20 protein-coding genes are annotated in these 21,114 nt (G+C 66.3%); 9 read left to right on the forward strand and 11 right to left on the reverse strand.

Going from position 1 to position 21,114, the window contains the following annotated elements:
• Window positions 1–64: 64 nt before the first annotated feature.
• The 4 genes from ABZX86_RS19475 to ABZX86_RS19490 all read left to right on the forward strand — a co-directional run bounded on the left by ABZX86_RS19475 (window position 65) and on the right by ABZX86_RS19490 (window position 4,897).
• Window positions 65–856, forward strand: a complete 792-nt coding sequence (locus ABZX86_RS19475; RefSeq protein WP_355125849.1) for a carbohydrate ABC transporter permease — start codon at window positions 65–67, stop codon at window positions 854–856.
• A 49-nt stretch (window positions 857–905) separates the two neighbouring features.
• Window positions 906–2,225 carry an ABC transporter substrate-binding protein gene (locus ABZX86_RS19480; RefSeq protein ID WP_355125851.1) on the forward strand — a complete coding sequence of 440 codons (1,320 nt, stop codon included), beginning with the start codon at window positions 906–908 and terminating at the stop codon, window positions 2,223–2,225.
• Window positions 2,226–2,246: 21 nt separating this feature from the next.
• Entirely contained in the window at window positions 2,247–3,326 is a 1,080-nt protein-coding gene (locus ABZX86_RS19485; protein WP_355125272.1) for an ABC transporter ATP-binding protein, read from the forward strand.
• Between the two features lie 83 nt (window positions 3,327–3,409).
• Window positions 3,410–4,897: a DUF222 domain-containing protein gene (locus ABZX86_RS19490; protein WP_355125274.1), complete on the forward strand. Its 1,488-nt coding sequence runs from the start codon at window positions 3,410–3,412 to the stop codon at window positions 4,895–4,897.
• Between the two features lie 1,262 nt (window positions 4,898–6,159).
• Here the strand turns inward: ABZX86_RS19490 and ABZX86_RS19495 are convergent.
• The 4 genes from ABZX86_RS19495 to ABZX86_RS19510 all read right to left on the reverse strand — a co-directional run bounded on the left by ABZX86_RS19495 (window position 6,160) and on the right by ABZX86_RS19510 (window position 10,011).
• Window positions 6,160–6,684, reverse strand: coding sequence for an AAA family ATPase (locus ABZX86_RS19495; RefSeq protein WP_355125276.1), 525 nt, complete (start codon window positions 6,682–6,684; stop codon window positions 6,160–6,162).
• Window positions 6,681–8,663, reverse strand: a complete 1,983-nt coding sequence (locus ABZX86_RS19500) for a M13 family metallopeptidase (protein ID WP_355125278.1) — start codon at window positions 8,661–8,663, stop codon at window positions 6,681–6,683. The genes ABZX86_RS19495 and ABZX86_RS19500 overlap by 4 nt, the downstream gene beginning before the upstream one ends.
• A gap of 84 nt (window positions 8,664–8,747) precedes the next feature.
• On the reverse strand, window positions 8,748–9,152 hold the full coding sequence (locus ABZX86_RS19505) for a DUF397 domain-containing protein (RefSeq protein ID WP_355125280.1): 405 nt from the start codon (window positions 9,150–9,152) through the stop codon (window positions 8,748–8,750).
• A gap of 7 nt (window positions 9,153–9,159) precedes the next feature.
• On the reverse strand, window positions 9,160–10,011 hold the full coding sequence (locus ABZX86_RS19510; RefSeq protein WP_355125282.1) for a Scr1 family TA system antitoxin-like transcriptional regulator: 852 nt from the start codon (window positions 10,009–10,011) through the stop codon (window positions 9,160–9,162).
• Window positions 10,012–10,100: 89 nt separating this feature from the next.
• Here ABZX86_RS19510 and ABZX86_RS19515 point away from each other — a divergent pair, with 89 nt between their 5' ends.
• Window positions 10,101–10,574, forward strand: coding sequence for a hypothetical protein (locus ABZX86_RS19515; protein ID WP_355125284.1), 474 nt, complete (start codon window positions 10,101–10,103; stop codon window positions 10,572–10,574).
• A 27-nt stretch (window positions 10,575–10,601) separates the two neighbouring features.
• Here ABZX86_RS19515 and ABZX86_RS19520 read toward each other — a convergent pair whose 3' ends face one another.
• Window positions 10,602–11,105, reverse strand: coding sequence for a DUF4190 domain-containing protein (locus tag ABZX86_RS19520; protein ID WP_355125286.1), 504 nt, complete (start codon window positions 11,103–11,105; stop codon window positions 10,602–10,604).
• Between the two features lie 98 nt (window positions 11,106–11,203).
• Window positions 11,204–11,983: a pirin family protein gene (locus ABZX86_RS19525; RefSeq protein WP_355125288.1), complete on the reverse strand. Its 780-nt coding sequence runs from the start codon at window positions 11,981–11,983 to the stop codon at window positions 11,204–11,206.
• 226 nt (window positions 11,984–12,209) lie between these two features.
• On the opposite strand from ABZX86_RS19525, the gene ABZX86_RS19530 reads away from it, so the two are divergent.
• The 3 genes from ABZX86_RS19530 to ABZX86_RS19540 all read left to right on the forward strand — a co-directional run bounded on the left by ABZX86_RS19530 (window position 12,210) and on the right by ABZX86_RS19540 (window position 15,941).
• Window positions 12,210–12,680 (forward strand): NUDIX domain-containing protein, encoded by a 471-nt coding sequence (locus ABZX86_RS19530; RefSeq protein ID WP_327142934.1) that lies wholly within the window; start codon window positions 12,210–12,212, stop codon window positions 12,678–12,680.
• 260 nt (window positions 12,681–12,940) lie between these two features.
• Window positions 12,941–14,257, forward strand: a complete 1,317-nt coding sequence (locus ABZX86_RS19535) for an MFS transporter (RefSeq protein ID WP_355125290.1) — start codon at window positions 12,941–12,943, stop codon at window positions 14,255–14,257.
• A gap of 76 nt (window positions 14,258–14,333) precedes the next feature.
• The gene (locus ABZX86_RS19540) at window positions 14,334–15,941 is read left to right on the forward strand and encodes a DUF4185 domain-containing protein (protein WP_355125292.1); all 1,608 of its coding nucleotides are present in this window, start codon (window positions 14,334–14,336) and stop codon (window positions 15,939–15,941) included.
• Here ABZX86_RS19540 and ABZX86_RS19545 read toward each other — a convergent pair.
• From ABZX86_RS19545 to ABZX86_RS19560, 4 genes are all read right to left on the reverse strand, one after another.
• Window positions 15,919–16,791 (reverse strand): biotin-dependent carboxyltransferase family protein, encoded by an 873-nt coding sequence (locus ABZX86_RS19545; protein WP_355125294.1) that lies wholly within the window; start codon window positions 16,789–16,791, stop codon window positions 15,919–15,921. The genes ABZX86_RS19540 and ABZX86_RS19545 overlap by 23 nt on opposite strands.
• Entirely contained in the window at window positions 16,788–16,913 is a 126-nt protein-coding gene (locus tag ABZX86_RS19550) for a hypothetical protein (protein ID WP_355125296.1), read from the reverse strand. Before ABZX86_RS19550 ends, ABZX86_RS19545 begins: the two co-directional genes overlap by 4 nt.
• Window positions 16,910–17,635, reverse strand: a complete 726-nt coding sequence (locus ABZX86_RS19555) for an allophanate hydrolase subunit 1 (RefSeq protein WP_355125298.1) — start codon at window positions 17,633–17,635, stop codon at window positions 16,910–16,912. The genes ABZX86_RS19550 and ABZX86_RS19555 overlap by 4 nt, the downstream gene beginning before the upstream one ends.
• 98 nt (window positions 17,636–17,733) lie before the next feature.
• The gene (locus ABZX86_RS19560) at window positions 17,734–18,486 is read right to left on the reverse strand and encodes a 5-oxoprolinase subunit PxpA (protein WP_355125300.1); all 753 of its coding nucleotides are present in this window, start codon (window positions 18,484–18,486) and stop codon (window positions 17,734–17,736) included.
• A gap of 78 nt (window positions 18,487–18,564) precedes the next feature.
• Here ABZX86_RS19560 and ABZX86_RS19565 point away from each other — a divergent pair, with 78 nt between their 5' ends.
• Complete coding sequence (locus ABZX86_RS19565; RefSeq protein WP_355125302.1) at window positions 18,565–19,392, forward strand: hypothetical protein; 828 nt, start codon at window positions 18,565–18,567, stop codon at window positions 19,390–19,392.
• A gap of 46 nt (window positions 19,393–19,438) precedes the next feature.
• On the opposite strand, the gene ABZX86_RS19570 is transcribed toward ABZX86_RS19565, so the two are convergent.
• Window positions 19,439–20,902: a CCA tRNA nucleotidyltransferase gene (locus ABZX86_RS19570; protein WP_355125304.1), complete on the reverse strand. Its 1,464-nt coding sequence runs from the start codon at window positions 20,900–20,902 to the stop codon at window positions 19,439–19,441.
• Window positions 20,903–21,114: the final 212 nt, after the last annotated feature.

Below are 21,114 nucleotides of genomic sequence, written 5' to 3' on the forward strand. Positions count from 1 at the left end.
GCTCGGGGCGACGACCAAGGATCTCGACAATGCCCGCTGGGCAACGATTTTCGGCTATGCCGCCATGGTGTGCGTGCTGATCGTCGTCGGCGTGCCGCTGTTCTACATCTTCATCACCTCGTTCAAGGCGCGGCCGGACATCTACACGAATCCGGCGGTGTACTGGCCGCACAGCTGGCATCCGGAGAATTACCGGGACGCCACCACGACCCTGCCGTTCACGACGTTCCTGCGGAACTCGATCATCGTCACCGCCATCATCTCGGCGGTGAAGTTCGTGCTGGGCGTGCTCAGCGCGTACGGCCTGGTGTTCCTGCGGTTTCCGGGTAAGACGGTGCTGTTCCTGGTGATCATCGCGGCGCTCATGGTGCCGAATCAGATCACCGTCATCTCCAACTACGCGCTCATCGCGCAGCTGGGCTGGCGAAACACGCTGCAGGGCATCATCGTTCCGCTGTGCGGGGTCGCCTTCGGCACCTTCCTCATGCGCAACCACTTCCTGTCACTGCCCGCCGAGGTCATCGAGGCCGCGCGCATGGACGGCGCCGGCTGGTGGCGGCTGCTGACTCGGGTGGTGCTGCCCATGTCCGGGCCGACCATGGTGGCGTTCGCGGTGGTCACGATGGTGAACGAGTGGAACGAATACCTGTGGCCGTTCCTCATGGCGGACGACTCGCGGGTCGCGACGCTGCCGGTCGGGCTCACGCTGCTGCAGAACACCGAGAACCCCAGCGTCACCAATTGGGGTCCGGTCATGGCCGGAACCCTGCTCACCATGCTCCCCATTCTCATCGTTTTCCTCGCGCTACAGCGTCACATGATCAAGGGCCTCACCTCCGGTGCGGTCAAGGGTTAAGTCCCAGAAGGAGATTCCCGTGTCGGAAGCACGAACCTCTGCCGAATCCATGGCCCGCCGCGCCCTGTCGCGACGCGGGTTCCTGGGTCTCACCGGTGCGACCGCCGCCGGGCTCGCGCTCACCGCCTGTGCCGGAACCGGCAGCAGCAGCAAGCAGGGCGGTGACTCGAACACCATCACCTTCTGGTCCAACCACCCCGGCACGTCCAAGGATCAGGAGAACGAACTGATCAACAGGTTCCAGGCCAAGTACCCGGATCTGAAGGTCAAGCTGATCGACGCCGGCAAGAACTATGAAGAGGTGTCGCAGAAGTTCAACGCGGCGCTGTCCGGCGGGGACTTGCCGGATGTGGTTGTGCTGTCGGATGTCTGGTGGTTCAACTATGCGCTGAACGGCACCCTCGAGCCGCTGGACAGCCACTTCGGTTCCGCCGGTGTGAAACTCGACGACTACGTGGACACGCTGGCCGCGGACTACCTGTTCAACGGCAAGCATTACGCGCTGCCGTACGCCCGCTCGACCCAGATCTTCTACTACAACAAGGATGTCTGGTCCAAGGCCGGTCTGCCCGACCGCGGCCCGAACAGCTGGCAGGAATTCGACGAGTGGGGTCCGAAGATCCAGCAGGTCATGGGCGGTGACAAGTGGGCGCACGGCTGGGGCGACGCCGTGAACTACCTGGGCTGGACGTTCCAGGGACCGATGTGGACCTTCGGCGGCGGCTACTCCGACGACTGGAAGCTGAAGTTCAACGACCCCAAGTCGATCGCCTCGGGGAAGTTCTTCAGCGACATGATCAATGTGAAGAAGTACGCGAGCATCCGCTCGCAGATCGTCACCGACTTCGGCACCGGTGTGGTCGGCTCGGCCATCGCGTCGACCGGTGACCTGAAGGGCGTCAAGCAGAACGCCGCGGGCAAACTGGAATTCGGCACGGCGTTCCTCCCGCATCCGAGCGGCCCCGGTGCGACCACCGGCGGCGCGGGCCTGGCCATCCCGTCCCGAATCTCGGACGCGCGCAAGGAGAATGCGCTCAAATTCATCGAGTTCATCACCAATGCCACGAATACCTCGTACTTCTCGCAGGCCACCGGGTACATGCCGGTCCGCAAGTCGGCGCTGCAGGATCCGACCGAGCAGGACTTCCTGGCGAAGAACCCCAACTCCAAGACCGCCATCGACCAGCTGGCACTGACCAAGTCGCAGGACTTCGGCCGCGTCTTCGTGCCCGGCGGCGACCAGATCATCGGCACCGGCCTGGAGCAGATCGGCCTGCAGAACCGGGATGTGACAGCGGCTTTCGCGGATATCACCACCCAGCTGCAGACCATCATCGACCGGCAGATCACCCCCAAGCTGCCCAAGTAATCAGTCAGGAGACCCGCCGGCATGGCGACTGTGCAGTTCGAGGGCGTGTCCCTCAGTTATCCGGGTGCGCCCGGCCCCGCGGTGGCAGACCTGAACCTGGATATCGCCGACGGCGAATTCCTGGTACTCGTCGGACCGTCCGGCTGCGGCAAATCCACCAGTCTGCGCATGCTGGCGGGCCTGGAAGCGGTGTCTTCCGGGCACATTCGCATCGGCGGTGCCGAGGTGACCGGGCTGCCGCCGCGCGCCCGGGACGTGGCCATGGTGTTCCAGAGCTATGCGCTCTACCCGAATATGACAGTCGCGGACAATATGGGATTCGCGCTGCGCAATGCCGGGATGAGCAAGTCCGACACCCTGGTTCGAGTCAAAGAGGCGGCGGCGATGCTGGAGCTCGAGGAGCTCCTGGACCGCAAGCCCGCGAAACTCTCCGGCGGGCAGCGACAGCGAGTTGCCATGGGGCGAGCCATCGTTCGGCGCCCGCAGGTGTTCTGCATGGACGAACCGCTGTCGAATCTGGATGCCAAACTTCGGGTGAGTACGCGGTCGCAGATCGCGGCGTTGCAGAAGCGGCTCGGAACGACCACGGTGTACGTCACGCATGATCAGGTCGAGGCGATGACCATGGGGCATCGGGTCGCGGTGCTGAAGGACGGCAAGTTGCAGCAGATCGCCGCTCCGCGTGAGCTTTACGACGATCCGGTGAATACGTTTGTCGCCGGGTTCATCGGGTCGCCCGGGATGAATTTACTCACCGCGCCGGTGCGGGACGGTGTTGCCGAGTTGAACGATCTACGAATTCCGGTGCCGCACAGTGTGTCAGGGGACCGTGTCGTGGTGGGGATTCGCCCGGAATCATGGGAGGTAACCACCGATCCGGAGAATTCACTGGCCGTCGAGGTCGAGTTGCTCGAGGAGTTGGGATCGGAGTCATTCCTCTATTCACACGGTGTGAACGATGAATGGTCCAGTCGCACCGGCAGAATCGTTGCGCGAGTAGATCGCCGGTTCCAGGTTGCACTGGGTGATGAGTTGCGACTTGCGCCCAAGCAAGAAGAGGTGTTCTTTTTCGACGCGTCGAGCGAACTGCGAATTCGATAACGGACAAATCGGGATTCTGAATAGCCTTATATCACAATGGTTTTCGCCTGTTGTGGTCTGTTTTCCAGCGGTAGAATAGAGGTATGAATCCGGGGGGAGAAACCACCATCGTATCGAGTGCACACGCACTCGATACCGCCGTGGAAAACCTCCTCGACGCCTCCCTCACACCACTGCTGGACGAGGAATTCATCGCCCTCATGCGTGAGGTCGAAACCAGCATGCGCAAACTCGAAGCCGTCAAGCACCGCTTCGTCACCGAAACCTGCACCCGCTCCCTCGCCGCCCGCGCCGGATCAGCATCCCCGATCAAATTCCTCGAACAAACCCTGCGGTTGAGCCACGCGGACGCGGCCTCGCGGGTCAACGCCGCCAAGCAACTGAGCCCGCAACCGGCGCTCGGGGGCGAGCTGGAACCGGAACTGGCGTATGTTGCCGAAGCCCAACGGGCCGGGGACATCTCCGTCGATCACGTGCGGCGGATCGCGCAGGTCCTCAAGCGCATCCCCTGTGCCGCCGACCCCGGTCAGAAAGACCTGGCCCAGGATGTTTTGACCACCTACGCCCGCACCGGCAGCCCGGACAAGCTGGTCGATCTCGGGGAGGTCATCCTGGCGAACATCGACCCCGACGGCACCCTCACCCAGGACAAAGACCGCGAACGGATGCGCGGGCTGACCCTCGGTCGTAAACGTGCCGATGGGATGTCCCCGTTGATCGGGGAGATCACCGAGCCGTTGCGGGAAGTCCTGGAACCGTTGCTGGCCAAATTCGCCCGCCCGGGCATGTGCAACCCCGCCGATCCGGACAGCCCGAAGGTCGCCGACCGCACCCTCGACCGGACAAAGTTGAAGGCTGCGGCCGAGCGTGATACCCGCTCGGCGGCGCAACGCAACCATGATGCGTTGCTGGCGGTGCTGCGGTTTCAGCTCGACCGCCCCAAACTCGGCTCCCACCGCGGGCTGCCCGTGGAAGCGATCATCGTCATGCGTGTGGAGGACCTCGAGCGTGGTACGGGGATCGCGACCACCGCGACCGGGGGCACCCTGACCATCCCGCAAGCCCTGGAACTGGCGGCCGGAACCCGACCCTTGTTGGTGGTGTTGAACAAGGCCGGGCTGCCCCTGTATTTGGGGCGCGGTCGGGACCGGTTGGCCACGCCCGCACAACGACTGGCGCTCATCGCCTCCGACAAGGGTTGCACCCGACCCGGGTGCAGCGCGCCCGCGAGCGTGTCGGCGGCCCATCATGTCACCGGGTGGGCCGAGGGCGGGCCCACCGATATCGACAACCTGACCCTCGCGTGCGATGGGTGCCACGCCATGATCCACGACGGGCCCGGTGGTTGGAAAACCATTGTCATGGGCGAGGATACGGATTTTCCGGGCCGGACCGGGTGGATCGCCCCACCCCACATCGACCCCACCGGCACCCCGCAGGTCAATCACCTGCACCACACCGGTGAGCTGATGGCCGGTGCCCTGAGCGAAATCCGGGCCCGGGAACGACTCCAACGCGAGCGACGGCGGGTATGGCTCGATGCCCGCAAAACCACCCCCACCCGCGAATAGCGGACCACACCCCCTTGTAGACACCGTCAGGTTGATCCTGGCGGTGCTACAAGCCGTTGCCCACCAAGGTTGCACGGGCAGTGGGCCTCGAGCGGCGAACGAGCAGAGCAGGACCCGCACCGGATGGACCAGCAGCAGGCGTAGCTCGCGCCCCCGTGAGTCCACCCCCCACCCGGAACCCCACCCGCGCAGCAGGCTTCACACCGCAGAGACCATCGCGTTGATCCTGCCGATGCGACAGTCGGGCCGAATCACCCTGCACCCCCGTGCCATCGCCCACCGCCCGCCCGGAACCTCGCACTACCCCGTTACTACCCTCAGCGCCGATCCCCCCGAACACCATGAACGTTGCCAGCCCGGGTTTTCAGGCTCTTGTTCTTCGTTCCCTTGTCTCCAGGCGCCCTTGGTCTTTCGGGTCTTCGTCTTTTCGCGTTTTGTCTCTGAAACCGGACCACAACCAGTCCTCCGGCTGGTACCGCAGATTCCCTCGTGACCGCGGAAGGTCAACCGGGTACCCCACCCGACGCCACCAGCACAGCCATCTCGGGCCCTGCCCGCACCCAGACCCAACACCACCCCTCGACCCAAGCAACCCAGGTGCACCGGCTGTCTCGGCCTCGAATCCACCCGGAGCGGGCACCACACACGCCTTCTCGACGGCCGCACAGCAGGCGTCCACACGGCACAAACCCGATAACCGCTGTGCCGCTGAGACACCCGCTGTTCAATTCTCGGGAGCCGACGGCTTCTATGCCGAAACGGTCGGTGCACCTGGGTTTCTTGCCTCCCGAGCAGGGTTGATCTGGCAGGGGGTGCGGGCAAAGCCCGAGATGGCCGTGCTGGGCACGTGGGGAGCCGTACCCGGTTAACCTTCCGGAGTTGGGAGGGGCTGTGCGGTACCGGCGGAGTCGACCGGCTGTGGTGCCGTTCTCGAGAACAGAACACGGAACGATGCGCTGGTATGTGTCTGAGTCGACAAGGTCAGCTCCTGGGGATCGGCGCTCCGGCGGTAGCTTGCGACTTCTCGGGCGCACTCTGGCGGCCACTGTGCCTCTACTGCTGGCTGCGTGCGCGCCCGCCGCGACCACTACTCCAGCCGCACCTGCATCGGCGTTCGTTCGTCCTGGCGTCCTTGTCTCGCAATCACAGCTCGACCTTGTGAAGGAGCAGGTTCGGGGTGGGGTTGGGCCCTGGAAGTCGGCTTTTGGGGAGATGGCGGGTAATGCTTATGCCAGGCTCGACTTCGCTCTAGGGGAGTCCCACTAGGGCAGGGGGTGCGACTGCTCGAGGATTGCGTCCACCGTCTGGTCGACGGTGAGATCCGCGCTGTCCAGCCATAATCCGAGGCGTGGGGTGGTGGTGCGCAATCCGGTGTCCAGGTCTGCGACGGTGAAGGGGCCGTACGCCTTCTTGGTCCGGCCGGCTTCTCGGGCGGCGACCGCGTCGGGGCTCGGGGCCAGGACCACTACATATCTTGGGCGCGTGCGGATCTGGTCGACGAAGTACGGGAGGAAGTCGCCCAGCACCACGTCCTGGACGACGGCGGTGAAGCCCGCGTCGGCGTAGGCGTCGGCGGTCCGGGCGGCCAGCCGGTGGCGCAGGCGCAGCTGTTCTAGCGCCTGCTCCGGTGGGTCCGGACGCATGTCCTCGCGGCCGTTCACTACAAAACGGCGGAAGGCGTCACCGCGCACATGCGCTGAGCGGGGCAGTCGCTCCGCCAGCGCCTGTGCGACAGTCGATTTCCCGGCGGCCTGGATGCCGGTGATCAGATAGACGGCTGCGGTCACCAGATCTTCACGCGCTCCGCGGGATCCAGGTAGAGCTCGTCGCCCGGCTTCACATCGAAAGCCTCGTGGAAGCTGTCGAGATTGCGGACGACGCCGTTGCAGCGGAACTCCGGCGGGGAGTGCGGGTCGACGGCCAGGCGGCGGATGGCCTCCTCGGGGCGAGCCTTGGTGCGCCAGACCTGCGCCCAGCCGAAGAAGACGCGCTGCAGACCGGTGAGCCCGTCGAGGGTCGGGGAGTCCTTGCCCTCCAGGGAGATCCGGTACGCCTCCAGGGCGATGGTCAGGCCGCCCAGGTCGCCGATGTTCTCGCCGATGGTGAACTCGCCGTTGACCTTGTGGTCGTCCGACAGGTCCTTCGGGGAGAACTGGTTGTACTGATCGATGAGAGCCTTTGTGCGCTTACCGAATTCACTGCGATCGGATTCGGTCCACCAGTCGATCATATTTCCGTCGCCGTCGTACTTCGAACCCTGATCGTCGAAGCCGTGGCCGATCTCGTGGCCGATGACCGCACCGATACCGCCGTAGTTGGCGGCGTCGTCCGCATTCATATCGAAGAACGGAGGCTGCAGAATCGCTGCGGGGAAGACGATTTCGTTCATGCCGGGGTTGTAGTAGGCATTCACCGTCTGCGGCGTCATGAACCATTCGGCGCGATCCACCGGGCCGCCGAGCTTGTTCAGGTCGCGGTCGTTCTCGGCGGCGTACCCCTGGCGGTAGTTGCCCACCAGATCGGCCGGGTCGACAACGATCGCCGAGTAGTCGCGCCACTCGTCCGGGTAGCCGATCTTCGGGGTGAACTTCTCCAGCTTGGTGAGCGCGGCCTGCCGGGTGTCGGCGCCCATCCACTCCAGATCGGAGATATTGCGGCGGTAGGCCTCCTGCAGGTTCTGCACCAGCTCGACCATGCGCGCCTTCGCGGCCGGCGGGAAGTGGCGCTCCACATACAGTTTGCCGACCGCCTCGCCCAGCAGATCCTGCACCAGGGACACGCCGCGCTTCCAGCGCTCGCGGTTCTCCGGGGCGCCGGTGAGGGTGCGGCCGTAGAAGTCGAAGCTCGCCTCGACCAGGTCATCGGTCAGATAGGAGGCGCGGGCCTTCACGACACGCCATGCCGCCCAGGCCTTCCAGTCGTCCAGGGACTCCAGCGCCCAGGTCTGCGCGAAAGTACGCAGGTAGTCCGGCTGGCGCACCACCAATTCGGCGAAGAGCTCGCTACCGGAACGGTCGACGCCCTCGGCGATCGCGGAAGTCCAGGCGGTCCAGTCGAATTCGGGGTGCTCGGCGGCCAGCGCATCGAAAGTGGTGAGGTTGTAGCTCTTTTCAGCATCACGGCGGCGCACCACATCCCAGTGCCCGGCGGCCAGCTTCTGCTCCAGGTCGAAGACGCGCTGCGCGTCGTAGTCCACGCCGGCCAGCTCGAACATGCGGCGGATGTGCGCGACGTACTTGTCGCGGATCTCGGCGTATTCGTCCTTGTGGTAGTACGACTCATCCGGCAGGCCGATGCCGGACTGGCTGGTGTGCACCAGGTAGCGGTTCGAATCCTTGTCGTCGGTGTCGACGTAGAAGGCGATCGGGCCACCGACGCCGTGGCGCTGCAGGCGACCGATGAGGGCGGCGAATTCACTGCGGTCGCGCACCTGGGCGATCGCGGCCAGCTCGTCCGCGATCGGGGTCAGACCGGCGGCCGCGATGGCGGCCTCGTCCATATAGCTGTTGTACAGGTCACCGACCTTGCGGCCCTCGCTGCCGGGCGCGGCATCGGAGGCAGCCGCCTCCTGGATGATCCGCTGCACGTCCAGCTCCGCCTGGTCGTAGAGCTTGCGGAACGCACCGTCCACCGCCCTGTCCGACGGTATGTCGTATTTATCCAGCCAATCACCATTGACGTGCGCGAACAGGTCGTCCTGCACCCGCACGCCCTCGTTACGGAAGGTCAGGTCGATACCGGAGGGATTGTTCAGCTGCGAAGTCACGCTCCCCAGTATGCCGATTTCCGTTCGGAGGAGCCGGAGCCGTGCGTGGTTTCACGGGGAACACACAGCACGGGAACAGAACGCTCAGGCGGTGAGTGCGATCCGGTCGAACTCGCCGTCGCGGACTCCGGCGGCGAAGGCGGCCCACTCACCGGGCGTGTAGACCAGCGAGGTCTCACCGTGAACCAGCGTGGCCCCGCCGTGGGGGGACGGGTACGCGACGAGAGCGGTGGAACCGGTATGGCGACCCGGCACCGTGGCGAGGAAGGCCATCCAGTCGGCGGCGGTGACGGTGATGATGGGCTCGGCCTGGCCGCGATGCGCCGGGTTGCGCCGGAACTTGCTGTCACGGATCAGCACCGCATCACCATCGAAACGGACCTCTACACACTGATTTCCGTTATTGGTCCGGGTAGAGGTGAACCAGTCGGTGGAATCCGGCCGATACTGCGCGGTATTTAACATGGGCAGCATTTTACCGTCTCGCATGTGTCTCCTACCCTTGCGAATAACTCTTGATCATGTCCAAAGATTCTGCACGACTGAGAGATTGGTCGAGTGCACGCACAAATGCAAAACCCAGATCGCGAATCTGATCGGGATCCTCCACCGGCCCACCGAAAACCGCACTCTCGGCCCAGCCGAAGGTGGGCAGCGATTCCGAAGTGAAATCCAGCAGATGGAAACTGGCGCCGCCCAGCATGGCGCCCCGCGGGGCGGCGAACGGAATCACCCGCACCGTCAGCGAATCCAGCTCGTCGAACAGCATCGCCAGATGCTCCAGTTGCCCGCGCAGGACTTTCGGCCCGCCGATCTGCTGCAGCAGCGTCGCCTCGCCGATGACGGCGGTGAGTTCCAGGTGATCGGCATCGCGCAACCGCTCCTGCCGGCGCATGCGCACGGCCACAAGCTGTTCCACCTGCACCGGGCGGATCATGACATCGGCGCTGATGAGCGCCCGGGTGTACTCCTCGGTCTGCAGGAGGCCGGGGACCACGAGACTGTCGTAACTGCGGATGCTGTCCGCACCGAATTCCATACCGTAGTAGCGCTGCAGTTCGGGGCCGATGAGCGCGGAAGCCTTGGCCCACCAACCGCGTTCCTTGCTGGCGGCCAGGAGTTCGAGCAATTCCTCGTGTTCCTCACCGTCCACCTCGAGCAGCGTCAGCACCGGTTCGATGGTGCTGGCCGTGAGGACCCTGCGGCCCTTTTCCACATGCGACCAATTGGCCGGCGTGAAGCCGACCCGTTTGGCGAAGGTCGCCGAATCGAAGCCGCGCTGCTCACGCAGCTCCCGTAGCCGGAGAACCAACTCCCACCGGGCGACGGTGGGCGAGACGGGTGCCATGCCTGCTGATGCTACGCCTGAAAGTCACCGGCGTGTGACTATTGTCATACTGATTGCGGGAGAATAGGGTCGGTAGCAGGAGGTTCGCCATGAGCGCGCTGGACCCGTCCTCGTACACCGCCACCCAGGAGGCGCTGGCCCGTTGCCGGTGCTACCGCAAGGAGCACGGCCTCTACGGGATCGTCGACTCGGCGCTGGGCCGGATCATGCTCGAAATCGGTTCGGTCGGCGCCGTCACCATGCCCGCCGACTTCGGCGCGCGCGTGCGGGACCACCTGCAGGCCCGTAAACGCTGCGGCCCCGTCATCGGACATCCGCGGTCCGGCCGGTGGACCTTCCTGACCGGGCCGACCGACGACTCGTACCTCGATATCGCCCTGTTCTCCGACCTGTTCCGGGACTGCGCGGCGGTCGCGCTGCCCGGTAGCCACATCGTGCTGCCGTCACCCACGGACGAGCACACCGGCTACCGATCCTGGGTTTGCCCGCCGGACAGTGACTTTCGGCCGGAACTCGCGGAGGTCGTCGCCGCCACCCGCGAGTGCCGGCCGGTGCAGCGCTGAGCGTGCCTGCCCGGCACGGACTCTCGGTCAGTTCGTGGGGGCCGGTGTCAGCGTGATGCTGTACTTGTTCTCGATCTTCTGATTCCAGTCCTGCTCACACTGATCGATCTTGGACTGGTCGTTCTTCGCATCCCGGACGCAGGAGACGAAGTCGCTGCCGCCGTTGTCCTTGAAGAAGGTCCAGCCGATCACACCGACGACAATGCCGATGATCAGGCTCAGCAGGCCGAGAATGAGGCCGGTGAGGGCCATTCCGGAGCCGCCGCTGGTGCCCTTGCGCGCCTTCATCAGCGCGATCACGCCGAGGATGACGGCGAAGAGGCCGAAGCCGATGCCGCCGAGCACCGTCCACGAGCTGAGCAGCGCGAGAATGCCCAGGATCATCGCGGTGATGGCCAGGCCCTTGCTCTTCGGGGACTCCTGCCAGTACTGCTGACCGCCGGGCGGCGGATAATTGCCGGGCGGCTGCCCGGGGTACTGGCCGTAATTGCCGGGGGGCGGGTTATTGCCCGGAGGCGGGTACTGCGACATGGGCGGGCCTTTCGTCGGTGCTGCTCCCGGTATCGCCGACAGGAGAACCGGCCGTTAACGCGCCCGGTTCGCCCGGAATCCTGGTCTTATACGAGATGCTATTGCCCGCCCAGACGCGCGTGCATCTCCCACACCAAAATTTCCGACGGCAGGCTCGCGGTCACCCGCTGACCACCGCTGCGCGCCAGCCGCACCGCGTCACCCTCGTACAGCGTCCCGACACCCTCCAGCTCGACCTCACCGCGCGCAATGAATACATGCAGGTAAGGGGCTTCCGGTAGGCGAACCTCCGGCGCCTCGCCGAGACCCGGCATGCGGGCCACGTGCAGTGCGGAATGACTGCTGCCGATGCCGATGGCCGTGCGATCGCGATAGCGCGGCAGGCCCGAGGCCACCGTCACCAGAGCGCCGCCGGCCAGCTCGTCGTCGATCTCCAGCTGCTGATAGCCGGGATCCAGGCCGGGCTCGTCCGGAACCACCCACATCTGGACGAAATGCACCGGTTCATCGTGTTCGGGGCCGGCGCTGAACCGCCACGAATCGTTCTTCTCCGAATGCAGGATGCCCGCACCCGCACTCATCCGCTGCGCGAGACCGGGATAGATCACCCCGTTGTGCCCGAGCGAATCCTGATGCACCAGGCTGCCGCTCAGTACCCAGGTGATGATCTCCATATCCCGATGCGGATGCGTTTCGAATCCCTCACCGGGCAGCACGATGTCTTCGTTGTTCACGAGCAATAAGCCGTGATGAGTGTTGTCGGGATCGTAATGTTCCCCGAAGGAGAACGAATGCTTCGAATCCAGCCACGCCACACGCGTTTTCATGCGGTCACCGCCACGATGGACATGGATCTGTGGTGTCGTGAGCGTGGACACCGCCGTACTCCTCTCACCGGCGCGCACCGATCAGAATCCAGAGTAGAGGCACATTCCGCGACCCAACCTGAACTCCCGGTAAATATTCTAACGTGCGAGCAACGCCGCTCTGCACGCCACCGACCAGGCACTTCGCTAATACAAGATAACGAGCACCCCGCCGACAGGGTTCGGTCGGCGACCGTATCATGATGTGCCGCAGTGAAACCGGAGGGAGACCAGGGGGATGCGACCCGACGTACTCGCGGGCATCGAACGCGAACTCCGACAACAGGCCAATGCCGAGGGGATCAACCACTTCGTGGTGGCGGCGGCCGTGTTCCGGAATGGAAAACTACTGGTCGTGCGGCGTGTCGCGGACGATTATCACGGCGGCATGTACGAACTCCCGGGCGGCGGCGTCGAATCCGGGGAGAGCTTCGCCGAATGCGTCGAACGAGAACTCTTCGAGGAGACAGGCCTGCGTATCCAGCGCATCACGGACGTACTCGGCGGATTCGACTACGCCACCCGCACCAAATCGCGAGTGCGGAAATACAGCTTCGTGGTCGATACCGAACCCGGGGAAGTGTTGCTCGCCCCCGGCGAACACGATCAATTCCAGTGGATTGACGCCGACAGTCTGGACAACCTGCCCATGGCGGACGATATGCGCGCGGCCGTCTTCGCGCTCGTCACCACCCACCCCGCCAGGTGAGCGAACCCGAGACTCGACACGCACAAGACAACACACCGGCGGATAGCTCGCAGTCCGCAGCCGCACCGCGCACACCGCACCTCTCAGGCGCACCGCATCCCGCAGACCCTCGGGACCTTGCAACCCCTCGGGACCTCGCGGCCGAGCCAGACCTTGCGACCCCACCGGAGCTTGCAGTCCCACCGGACCTTGCGGCCGCACCCGAGCTTGCAGTGCCACCGGACCTTGCGGCCGCACCGCGCAGGGGCGTGCGGAGCGCGGTGGCGTCGATACGCGGCGCCCTGGCGGAGAGTCCGGGTGCGCTGCGGCTGAGTACCGTGCGGCTTGCCGGGCAATTCGGCGACGGCATGTTCCAGGCGGCGCTGTCCGGGGCGATTCTGTTCAATCCCGAGCGGGAGACGGATCCGCTGGCCATCGCGGGTGGGTTCGCGGCGCTGCTGCTGCCGTATTCGATCATCGGGCCGTATGCGGGGGCGCTGCTGGACCGCTGGGACCGGCGCACGGTCCTGCTCGTCGCCAATGTGCTGCGCGGCGTGCTCATCGCGCTGACCGCGGTGAGCCTGCTGAGCGGGTTGCGGGATACGCCGATCCTGCTGCTCGCGCTGTCCGTGGTCGGGGTGTCGCGATTCGTCGGGGCGGGCGTGTCGGCGTCGCTGCCGCGGGTGCTCGCACAGCAGCGGCTCGTGGCCATGAACTCGATTCTCGCGACCATCGCGTCCGCCTGCGCCATTCTCGGGGCGGGGGTGGCCTTCGCAATCATCACGGTGATCGGGGCGGGGGACTTCGCCTCCGCCGTGGCGGTCGCGCTCAGTGCCTGTGGATCGATCGCCGGTGCGTTTGCGGCGGCCGGATTCCGCCGCCACGCGCTCGGCCCGGATCCCGATGACCGCAGTGGTGAACCGAACCGGGAAAGCTCACTGCGGGCGATTGCTGCGGGTTTGCGATCGGGGGCTACCGCGGCCTGGCGGTCGCGGGAGGTCACCACGGCCATGATCGGCATCGGCGCGCACCGCATGGTGTTCGGCGCCGACACGCTGCTGATGGTGCTGGTGCTCAGGCGCGGCGCGGGGACCGGGCACCACATCGCGAAATTCAGCGCGGCCATCACCGCGACCGGCGCGGGCATGCTGGCCGCGGCGGTGGTTGCGCCCGTGCTCATTCCGCGGCTCGGGCGGGCACGCACCATCGTGGTCGGGCTGATCACCGCCATCGTGGTGCAGATCACGCTGGTCACGCCCATAACCCTCGCCACCGGGACGGATGAGCGCCGCGCCGAACTGCTGCTGCTGGCGGCCGCCTTCCTGCTCGGACTGGCGGGACAGACCATCAAACTCACCGGCGACGCGGCCATGCAGATCGAGATCGACGACCTGCATCGCGGACAGGTATTCGCCTTGCAGGACACCATCTTCAATATCACCTATGTGCTGGCGCTGGCGGGCACCGCGCTGTGGATACCGGCGGACGGCCGGTCGCCGGCCGTGGTGATCGCCGCGGCCGGGGTGTACTGCTGTGGGATTGCCGCCATAGCGCTAATATCGGCTCGATCACAACCGGCCGACAACCGGTTTCGCTGAGCTCGGGCCACGGCCCGGCGGGTTACGGTGGGGGCCATTCGATCTCGCCCGGCCCGGACGAGGAGACACACACCGCATGGGATTCCGTCCGACCGATGTCCTGATCCTGTCGGGTGCGCTGACCGTGGGTGCGATCCTGCTGCCCGCGGCGCCCGCTGGTGCGATCGAGCCGTGGGCGCCGCCGCCCATGAACAGTTGCGGGGAAACGGGATTCGACCCGCTGGCGCGTGAAGCCCCGCCCGCCACCGAGCAGCCCCAGCCGCAGCCCGATCCGACCATTCGCATCCAGGTTCCGGTACCGCAGATCACGACGGTGCCGGTGCCCGGGCCCAAGCCGGACAAGACCCGTATCGAACCGGTGGCGCTGCCCGAGGATCCGTGCGCGGCGCCCTGCCCGGATGTCCGCAGCAGCCCCAAACCGGCGGAAACCACACCGCCGGAGGGCAATCCGACCGGTGAGCCCGCCACACCCGGCGAACCCGACGTCTCCAGCAGCGGCGCACCGCCGACCACCACCCCGAACGCCGGGGGCGACGCACCGCGACCGGCGCCGCAGATCGAACTGCAACCGGAGACCGAACCCATTCCGATTCCGGTGCCGGGCGGCGAACCGCCCGAACCGCAGGCCCCGCCGGCCGTGGATGTGCAGCCGCCCGCCGCCGCGCCCGTGGCCGCCGCGATCACCCCGCGCGATGTGCAATCGGTGCGGCTGGTCAATCAGATCACCGGGCACGGGTCGGTCAACCGCACCGATAACCGCTGGTCGGTGGACGGCACCGATCTCGGCCTGATCTGGGAGAACAAGCCCGGCCAGGTCTCCGTCGTCTTCGGCGACACCTTCGGCAAGGGCTGGAGCCCGATCGGCGCGGGGACCGGCGATCAGGACTGGCGCAGCAACACCCTGGCCTACAGCAGCAATCACGATCTCTCGAACGGGCTGGTCCTCGATAATTTCGTGCAGGACAGCCGCTGCCACGCCGCCGAGATCCTGGACAGCCGCAAGATCAAGAACTTCGAGGTCACCACCATCCCCACCTCGGGCTTCGCCGTCGGCAACCGCCAGTACCTGACCTACATGTCGGTCAATCGGTGGAGCAAGATCCCCGGCATGTGGTGGACCAACAACGGCGGTATCGCCTGGTCCGACGACAATGGCAGCACCTGGACCAAATCCCAATGGGCGCACTGGGACAACCTGTTCGGGCTCGGCCGCTTCCAGGTCGCGACCATGGTGCCGCACGGGGACTACGTGTACATGTTCGGAACGCCCAACGGGCGCATGGGCGTTATCGGACTCGCCCGGGTGCCCGCCGCGCAGGTGCTGAACAAGACCGCCTACCAGTACTGGACCAACGGCAACTGGGTCCCCGCCGACGGGGCCAACGAATTGCTCGCCACCCCAATCGTTTCCGGCACCGCCAGCGAACTGTCGCTGCGCTACGACCAGGACACCGGGCAGTGGCAGATGGTGTACCTGGACCTGCAGCGGCATCAGATCGTGCTGCGGACCGCCGCGGAACCGCAGGGGACCTGGACGGATCCGGTCAAGCTCATCGATATCGAGGACTATCCGACGGCGTACGGCGGCTTCATGCACCCGTGGTCGACCGGTAAGGATCTGTACTTCACCATGTCGGCCTGGAACAGCTACAACGTGTATCTCATGCACGCGTCGCTGAAATGACGCGGCGGAAGCGCAGGGGCTGACCCGGGCGGGCCTGGGCGACCGCATCGACATCGGCGTCGAGCACCACGCCGATCACCGGATAGCCGCCGGTGATCGGGTGATCGGCCAGGAAGACCACGGGCTGACCGCTCGGCGGGACCTGGATGGAGCCCAGAGCCATACCCTCCGTGGGCAATTCGCCGGATATGCCGCGTTGCAGCGGCGGGCCGGTGCGGCGGTCGAGGCGGGCGCCGACGCGGTCGGTATCGGAGGATACGGTCCATTCGCCCTCGTACAGGGCCGGGGCGTTGGCGAACCAGTCGTCGCGCGGGCCGGGCAGGACACGGATGGTGAGCCTGCCCGCGAGCGGTGCGGCGACCGGGGCCACGTCCACGATCGGATGGACGCGAGGCGGAAGGCCCACGGGCAGTACATCTCCCGGGCGAAGCGGCGCGGGGCCGATGCCGGACATGGTGTCGCGGCTGCGGGAACCCAGCACGGGTGGAACGTCTATTCCGCCGCGTACTGCCACGTAGCTTCGTAAACCGGACAAAGCCCAGCCGAGCCGAAGTCGCTGGCCCTCTTCGATTTCCAGCACGCTCGCCGCGCCGACCGGACGGCCGTCCACGGTCGCGGGTGCGGACGCGCCCGTCACCGCCACCGTGAGATGGCGTTGCGCGAGCAGTTCCAGGCCACCGAACAAAGCCTCGATTCCGGCTGCGCCCTCAGGGTTTCCGACCAGTCGGTTCGCCAACCGCAGGGAGGCGCGATCCGCCGCGCCCGCGATACCGACACCGGAATCGAACCAGCCGGGGCGGCCCAGATCCTGGATGGTCGCCAGCGGGCCGACCCGCTCGACCCGGATCACGGAAGATCACCGCTGCCGGCGGGATGCGAGTGCCGGTGTGCGCCGCGGAGCGGCAGGCCGCCGCGCACGGTCACCCGGAACTGGTGAAACTCGCAGGCAGACAGGCCGATCCACATCCTCATCCCCGCTCCTCGACATCGACGAATCGCACGCGGGTGCCGGTGCGGATCGCGGCGGGCGGATCGCGATCGACATCCCACATGGAGATATCCGTGGTGCCGATGAGCTGCCAGCCGCCGGGGCTGCGGCGCGGGTACACCGCCGAATAGCCGCCCGCCAGGGCGACCGCGCCGGGCGGAATCGCGGTGCGGGACTGGGTGCGGCGGGGGACCGTCAGGCGGGCGTCGGGGGATTCCAGATAGCCGAAGCCGGGGGCGAATCCCACGAAGGCGCAACGCCATACGATGCCGGTGTGCTCGGCGATCACCTCGGCCGGAGTCAGGCCGAGCAGGCGCGCGACATCGGGCAGATCCACACCGTCGTAGCGGACGGGGATCTCGACGGGTTCGTCGCGGAAACCATTGCCGCCCACCGCATCGTCCGGACGATCATCCGGCAACCAGCCCGGCAACCGGCGCGCCCCCGCCGCCACCCGCGCCTCGGATTCCAAGCGGGCTAGCAGCGAATTCAATTGCTGCCGCACCGGTTCCGCAGCGGCAGGAGCAGAGAGCGTCACCAACACCGTCGCCGCAGCGGGAAGCACATCCACCACACCCGCGGGCCGCGTGTGCAGTGCCGCGACCAACTCCCGAACCATGCCGCGCTGTGGCGGAATCACCAGCAGCGCACAATCACCCGCCGAGCGAACCTCGCCGGCGAGCGACTCGGACGCCGAATCAGTCATAACGGGCCTCCCGCGCGAAGGCCTCCAATGTAATACCGACCGCCCCCGCGGTGGCCCGGATACGACAGGTCGGGTCGGCGGTGGTCATGGCCGGCCGCTCATGTGAAGGCCCGCAGCGGGATGCCGTCTTCTTCGAGGGCGGTGCGGATGCGGTGGGCCATGTGTACGGCGGCGGGGGAGTCGCCGTGGACGCAGATGCTGGCGGCGGAGACGGCTACGGTGTCGCCGTCCAGGGTGCGGGCTTTGCCGGTGCGGGCTATCGAAAGGGCTTGGGCCACTGCTTCGTCCTCGTGCAGGACGGCGCCGGGGACGGTGCGGGGGGCGAGCAGGCCGTCGGGGGTGTAGGCGCGGTCGGCGAAGCCCTCGCCGAGGAAGGGGGTACCGGCGGCTCGGGCGGCCTGCTCCATTTCGGTGGCGGCGGGGCCCAATAGGGCCAGGCTGGAATCGAATTCGCGGAGGGCCGCGACGATCGCGTCCGCGAGGGTGCGGTCCGCGGCGGCGGCGTGATAGAGCGCGCCGTGCGGTTTCACATAGCGGACGCGGTCACCGGCGGCACGGGCGAAGGCGTCGAGACTGCCTATTTGGTAGAGGGTTTCGTCGCGCAGCTCGGCGGCGGGAACGGCGAGGGCGCGGCGGCCGAAGCCCGGCAGGTCCCGGTAACCGATGTGCGCGCCGATGCGGACACCCCGCTCGACGGCGAGCGCGCAGGTGCGGCGCATGATCGACGGATCGCCGGCGTGGAAACCGCACGCGATATTGGCGCTGGTGACCACCTCGAGCATGGCCGCATCGTCACCCATGCGGTACGCGCCGAAGCCCTCGCCCAGATCGCTGTTCAGGTCCACCGTCATGGGTCCGATTGTAGAAGTGACTCGAGTCACCTCGGAGAATCCGGAGATGTCGTCGGTGGTCGGTACGCTCGAAAAATCATGGCCACCTATTTCGATCCGAAGGCCTGGTCACCTTTGCGGGCGGTGGACCTGGGCATGGACCTGGGAAAACGCCTGTTCGACCAGACCTGGGTCGATCAGTGGGCGAGCTTCACCACCGCCTGGATCGAACCCGTCACCGATTTCGGGGTCGGGACGGTCACCGCGCTCATGCCCGATGTGCTCATGACACTGCTGTCCGAGGGCATTCTCAGTCAGTTCGGCGGGCAGGAGGTGAGCGCCACCTTCCTCGGACACGATCTGCGGGCCACGCTGCACACGCTCAAGGTGCGGCGGCGGGGAGCGCATTTTCAGACCAAAACCGTTCTCACCGAGCTGTATTGGAATCAGCACCGGGTCGAGGAGCTCACCGTCATCGCACACGGGGTGCGGCTGGTGCCGGGGGTGCCGACCAAACTGCGGGCACAGCAACTCGACGTCACCGGGGTGATTTCCCTTGCGGCGCTGCTGGACTGGCTCAACAGCTGGCAGCGGGACTGGGAATTGTCGCCCGGGCCGGACGGGCTCATTCTGGCGCGGCATCGGCGCAGGCGGGTGCGGGCGCTGGTCGACGCCGATATCACCGACAATGTGCTGACCATCGCCGTGCAGAGCGCGCACTGGCGCGGAATGCGCGCACCGCGGCGGATGACGAGGCTGAAGCCGATTCCGCTGGCGGACCTGCCCAGTCAGGCGCGGATCATCAGCACGCAGCGGGTCGGCCAGCATGTCTGCTTCGCCGCCGACCTACCCGGATTGGCCGGGTCGTTCGACCTGGCGCAGATCCGCTCGGCCATCGTCGCCGGAACCACACTGATCATCTTCTGACCGCATTCGTCATCCTGGCGCGGGATTACGGGGGTTCGTCTGCGGTTCAGGACTGGGATTGCCACCACTCGACCAGGGCTGCCTCCGCCTCATCCCGGGGGAGGGGGCCGCGGTCGAGGCGGAGTTCTTTGAGGAATTTCCAGGCCTTGCCGACGTCGGGGCCGGGCTGGATGCCGAGCAATTCCATGATGGCGTTGCCGTCGAGGTCGGGGCGGACGCGGTCGAGGTCCTCCTGCTCCTGGAGGACGACGATGCGGGCTTCCAGATCGTCGTAGGTGGAGCGGAGTTGGGCGGCGCGGCGCTTGTTGCGGGTGGTGCAGTCGGCGCGGACGAGTTTGTGCAGGCGGGGGAGGAGTTCGGCGCCGTCGGTGACGTAGCGGCGGACGGCCGAATCGGTCCACTGGCCCTTGCCGTAACCGTGGAAGCGCAGGTGCAGGTAGACCAGGCGCGCGACATCCTCGGTGAACTGCTTCGGATACTTCAAGGCGCGCATGCGCTTTCGCACCATTTTCGCGCCGACCACCTCGTGGTGGTGGAAGCTCACGCCGCCGCCGGGCTCGTTCTTCTTGGTGGGCGGCTTGCCGATGTCGTGCAGCAGGGCGGCCCAGCGCAGCACCAGATCCGGATCGCCCTCCTCCTGGTCGATGGCCTGGCGCAGCACCGTCAGCGAATGCTCGTAGACGTCCTTGTGCTGGTGGTGCTCGTCGATCTCCAGCTTCATGGCGGGCAGTTCCGGCAGCACGCGCTCGGCCAATCCGGTCTCGACCATGATGTCGATGCCCTCGGTCGGATGATCGCCGGCGATCAGCTTGTCCAGCTCGGTGTGCACCCGCTCGGCGGTGATGCGGTCGATCTCCGGGGCCATCTCGGCAATGGCGTCGCGCACGCGCGGCGCCAGCCGGAAACCCAGCTGCGAGACGAAACGGGCGCCGCGCAGCATGCGCAGCGGATCGTCCTGGAACGAATCCTGCGGCAGCGCAGGCGTATCGAGCACACCCTCGAGCAGATCCGCCATACCGTTCAGCGGATCCACGAACTCCAGCTCACCGAGCTCGCCGATACGCACGGCCATGGCATTCACGCGGAAATCGCGGCGCACCAGATCGGCCTCGAGCGTATCGCCGAAGGTGACCTCCGGATTGCGGGAGACGCGGTCGTAATTGTCGGCGCGGAACGTGGTGATCTCCAGCTGCTGACCGTCCTTGGCGGCACTCACCGTGCCGAACGCCAGCCCGCCGGTATCCCACAGATGATCGGCCCAGCCGCGCATCAATTCCTGCACCGCCTCGGGCCGGGCATCGGTGGTGAAATCCAGATCGGTACCCAACCGGCCCAGCACGGCGTCACGCACCGTGCCACCCACCAGATACAGCTCGTGACCGTGCTGGGCGAACAACTCACCCAGCGGGGTCAGAACCTCCGACAGCCGTCCCACGGTGATCGCCGCCGAGGCCAGCAATCGGGTACGACGATCCACGCTGCTTGCTTCCTCGGACTTCGGCGAAACCACGAAATCCGAGCTTAGTGGAGTACGCAACCCCGCCTCCCCGCGACTCTTGCGGGCACCCAGGTGCGTCCGGACTCTCGCGCCAGGCCTGCGGTTCGGTGGTTGGCGGGGTCAGCCCGTACCCGGTGAGTTACCCGTACGGCACGAAATCAGCCCTCACGTCAGATACGTATCCCGGTGCAGAGTCGCGGAGCGGCGGAGAGAGTGCACCCCTA

It is taken from the genome of Nocardia sp. NPDC006630 (assembly GCF_040611495.1).
Taxonomy (GTDB): Bacteria; Actinomycetota; Actinomycetes; order Mycobacteriales; family Mycobacteriaceae; genus Nocardia.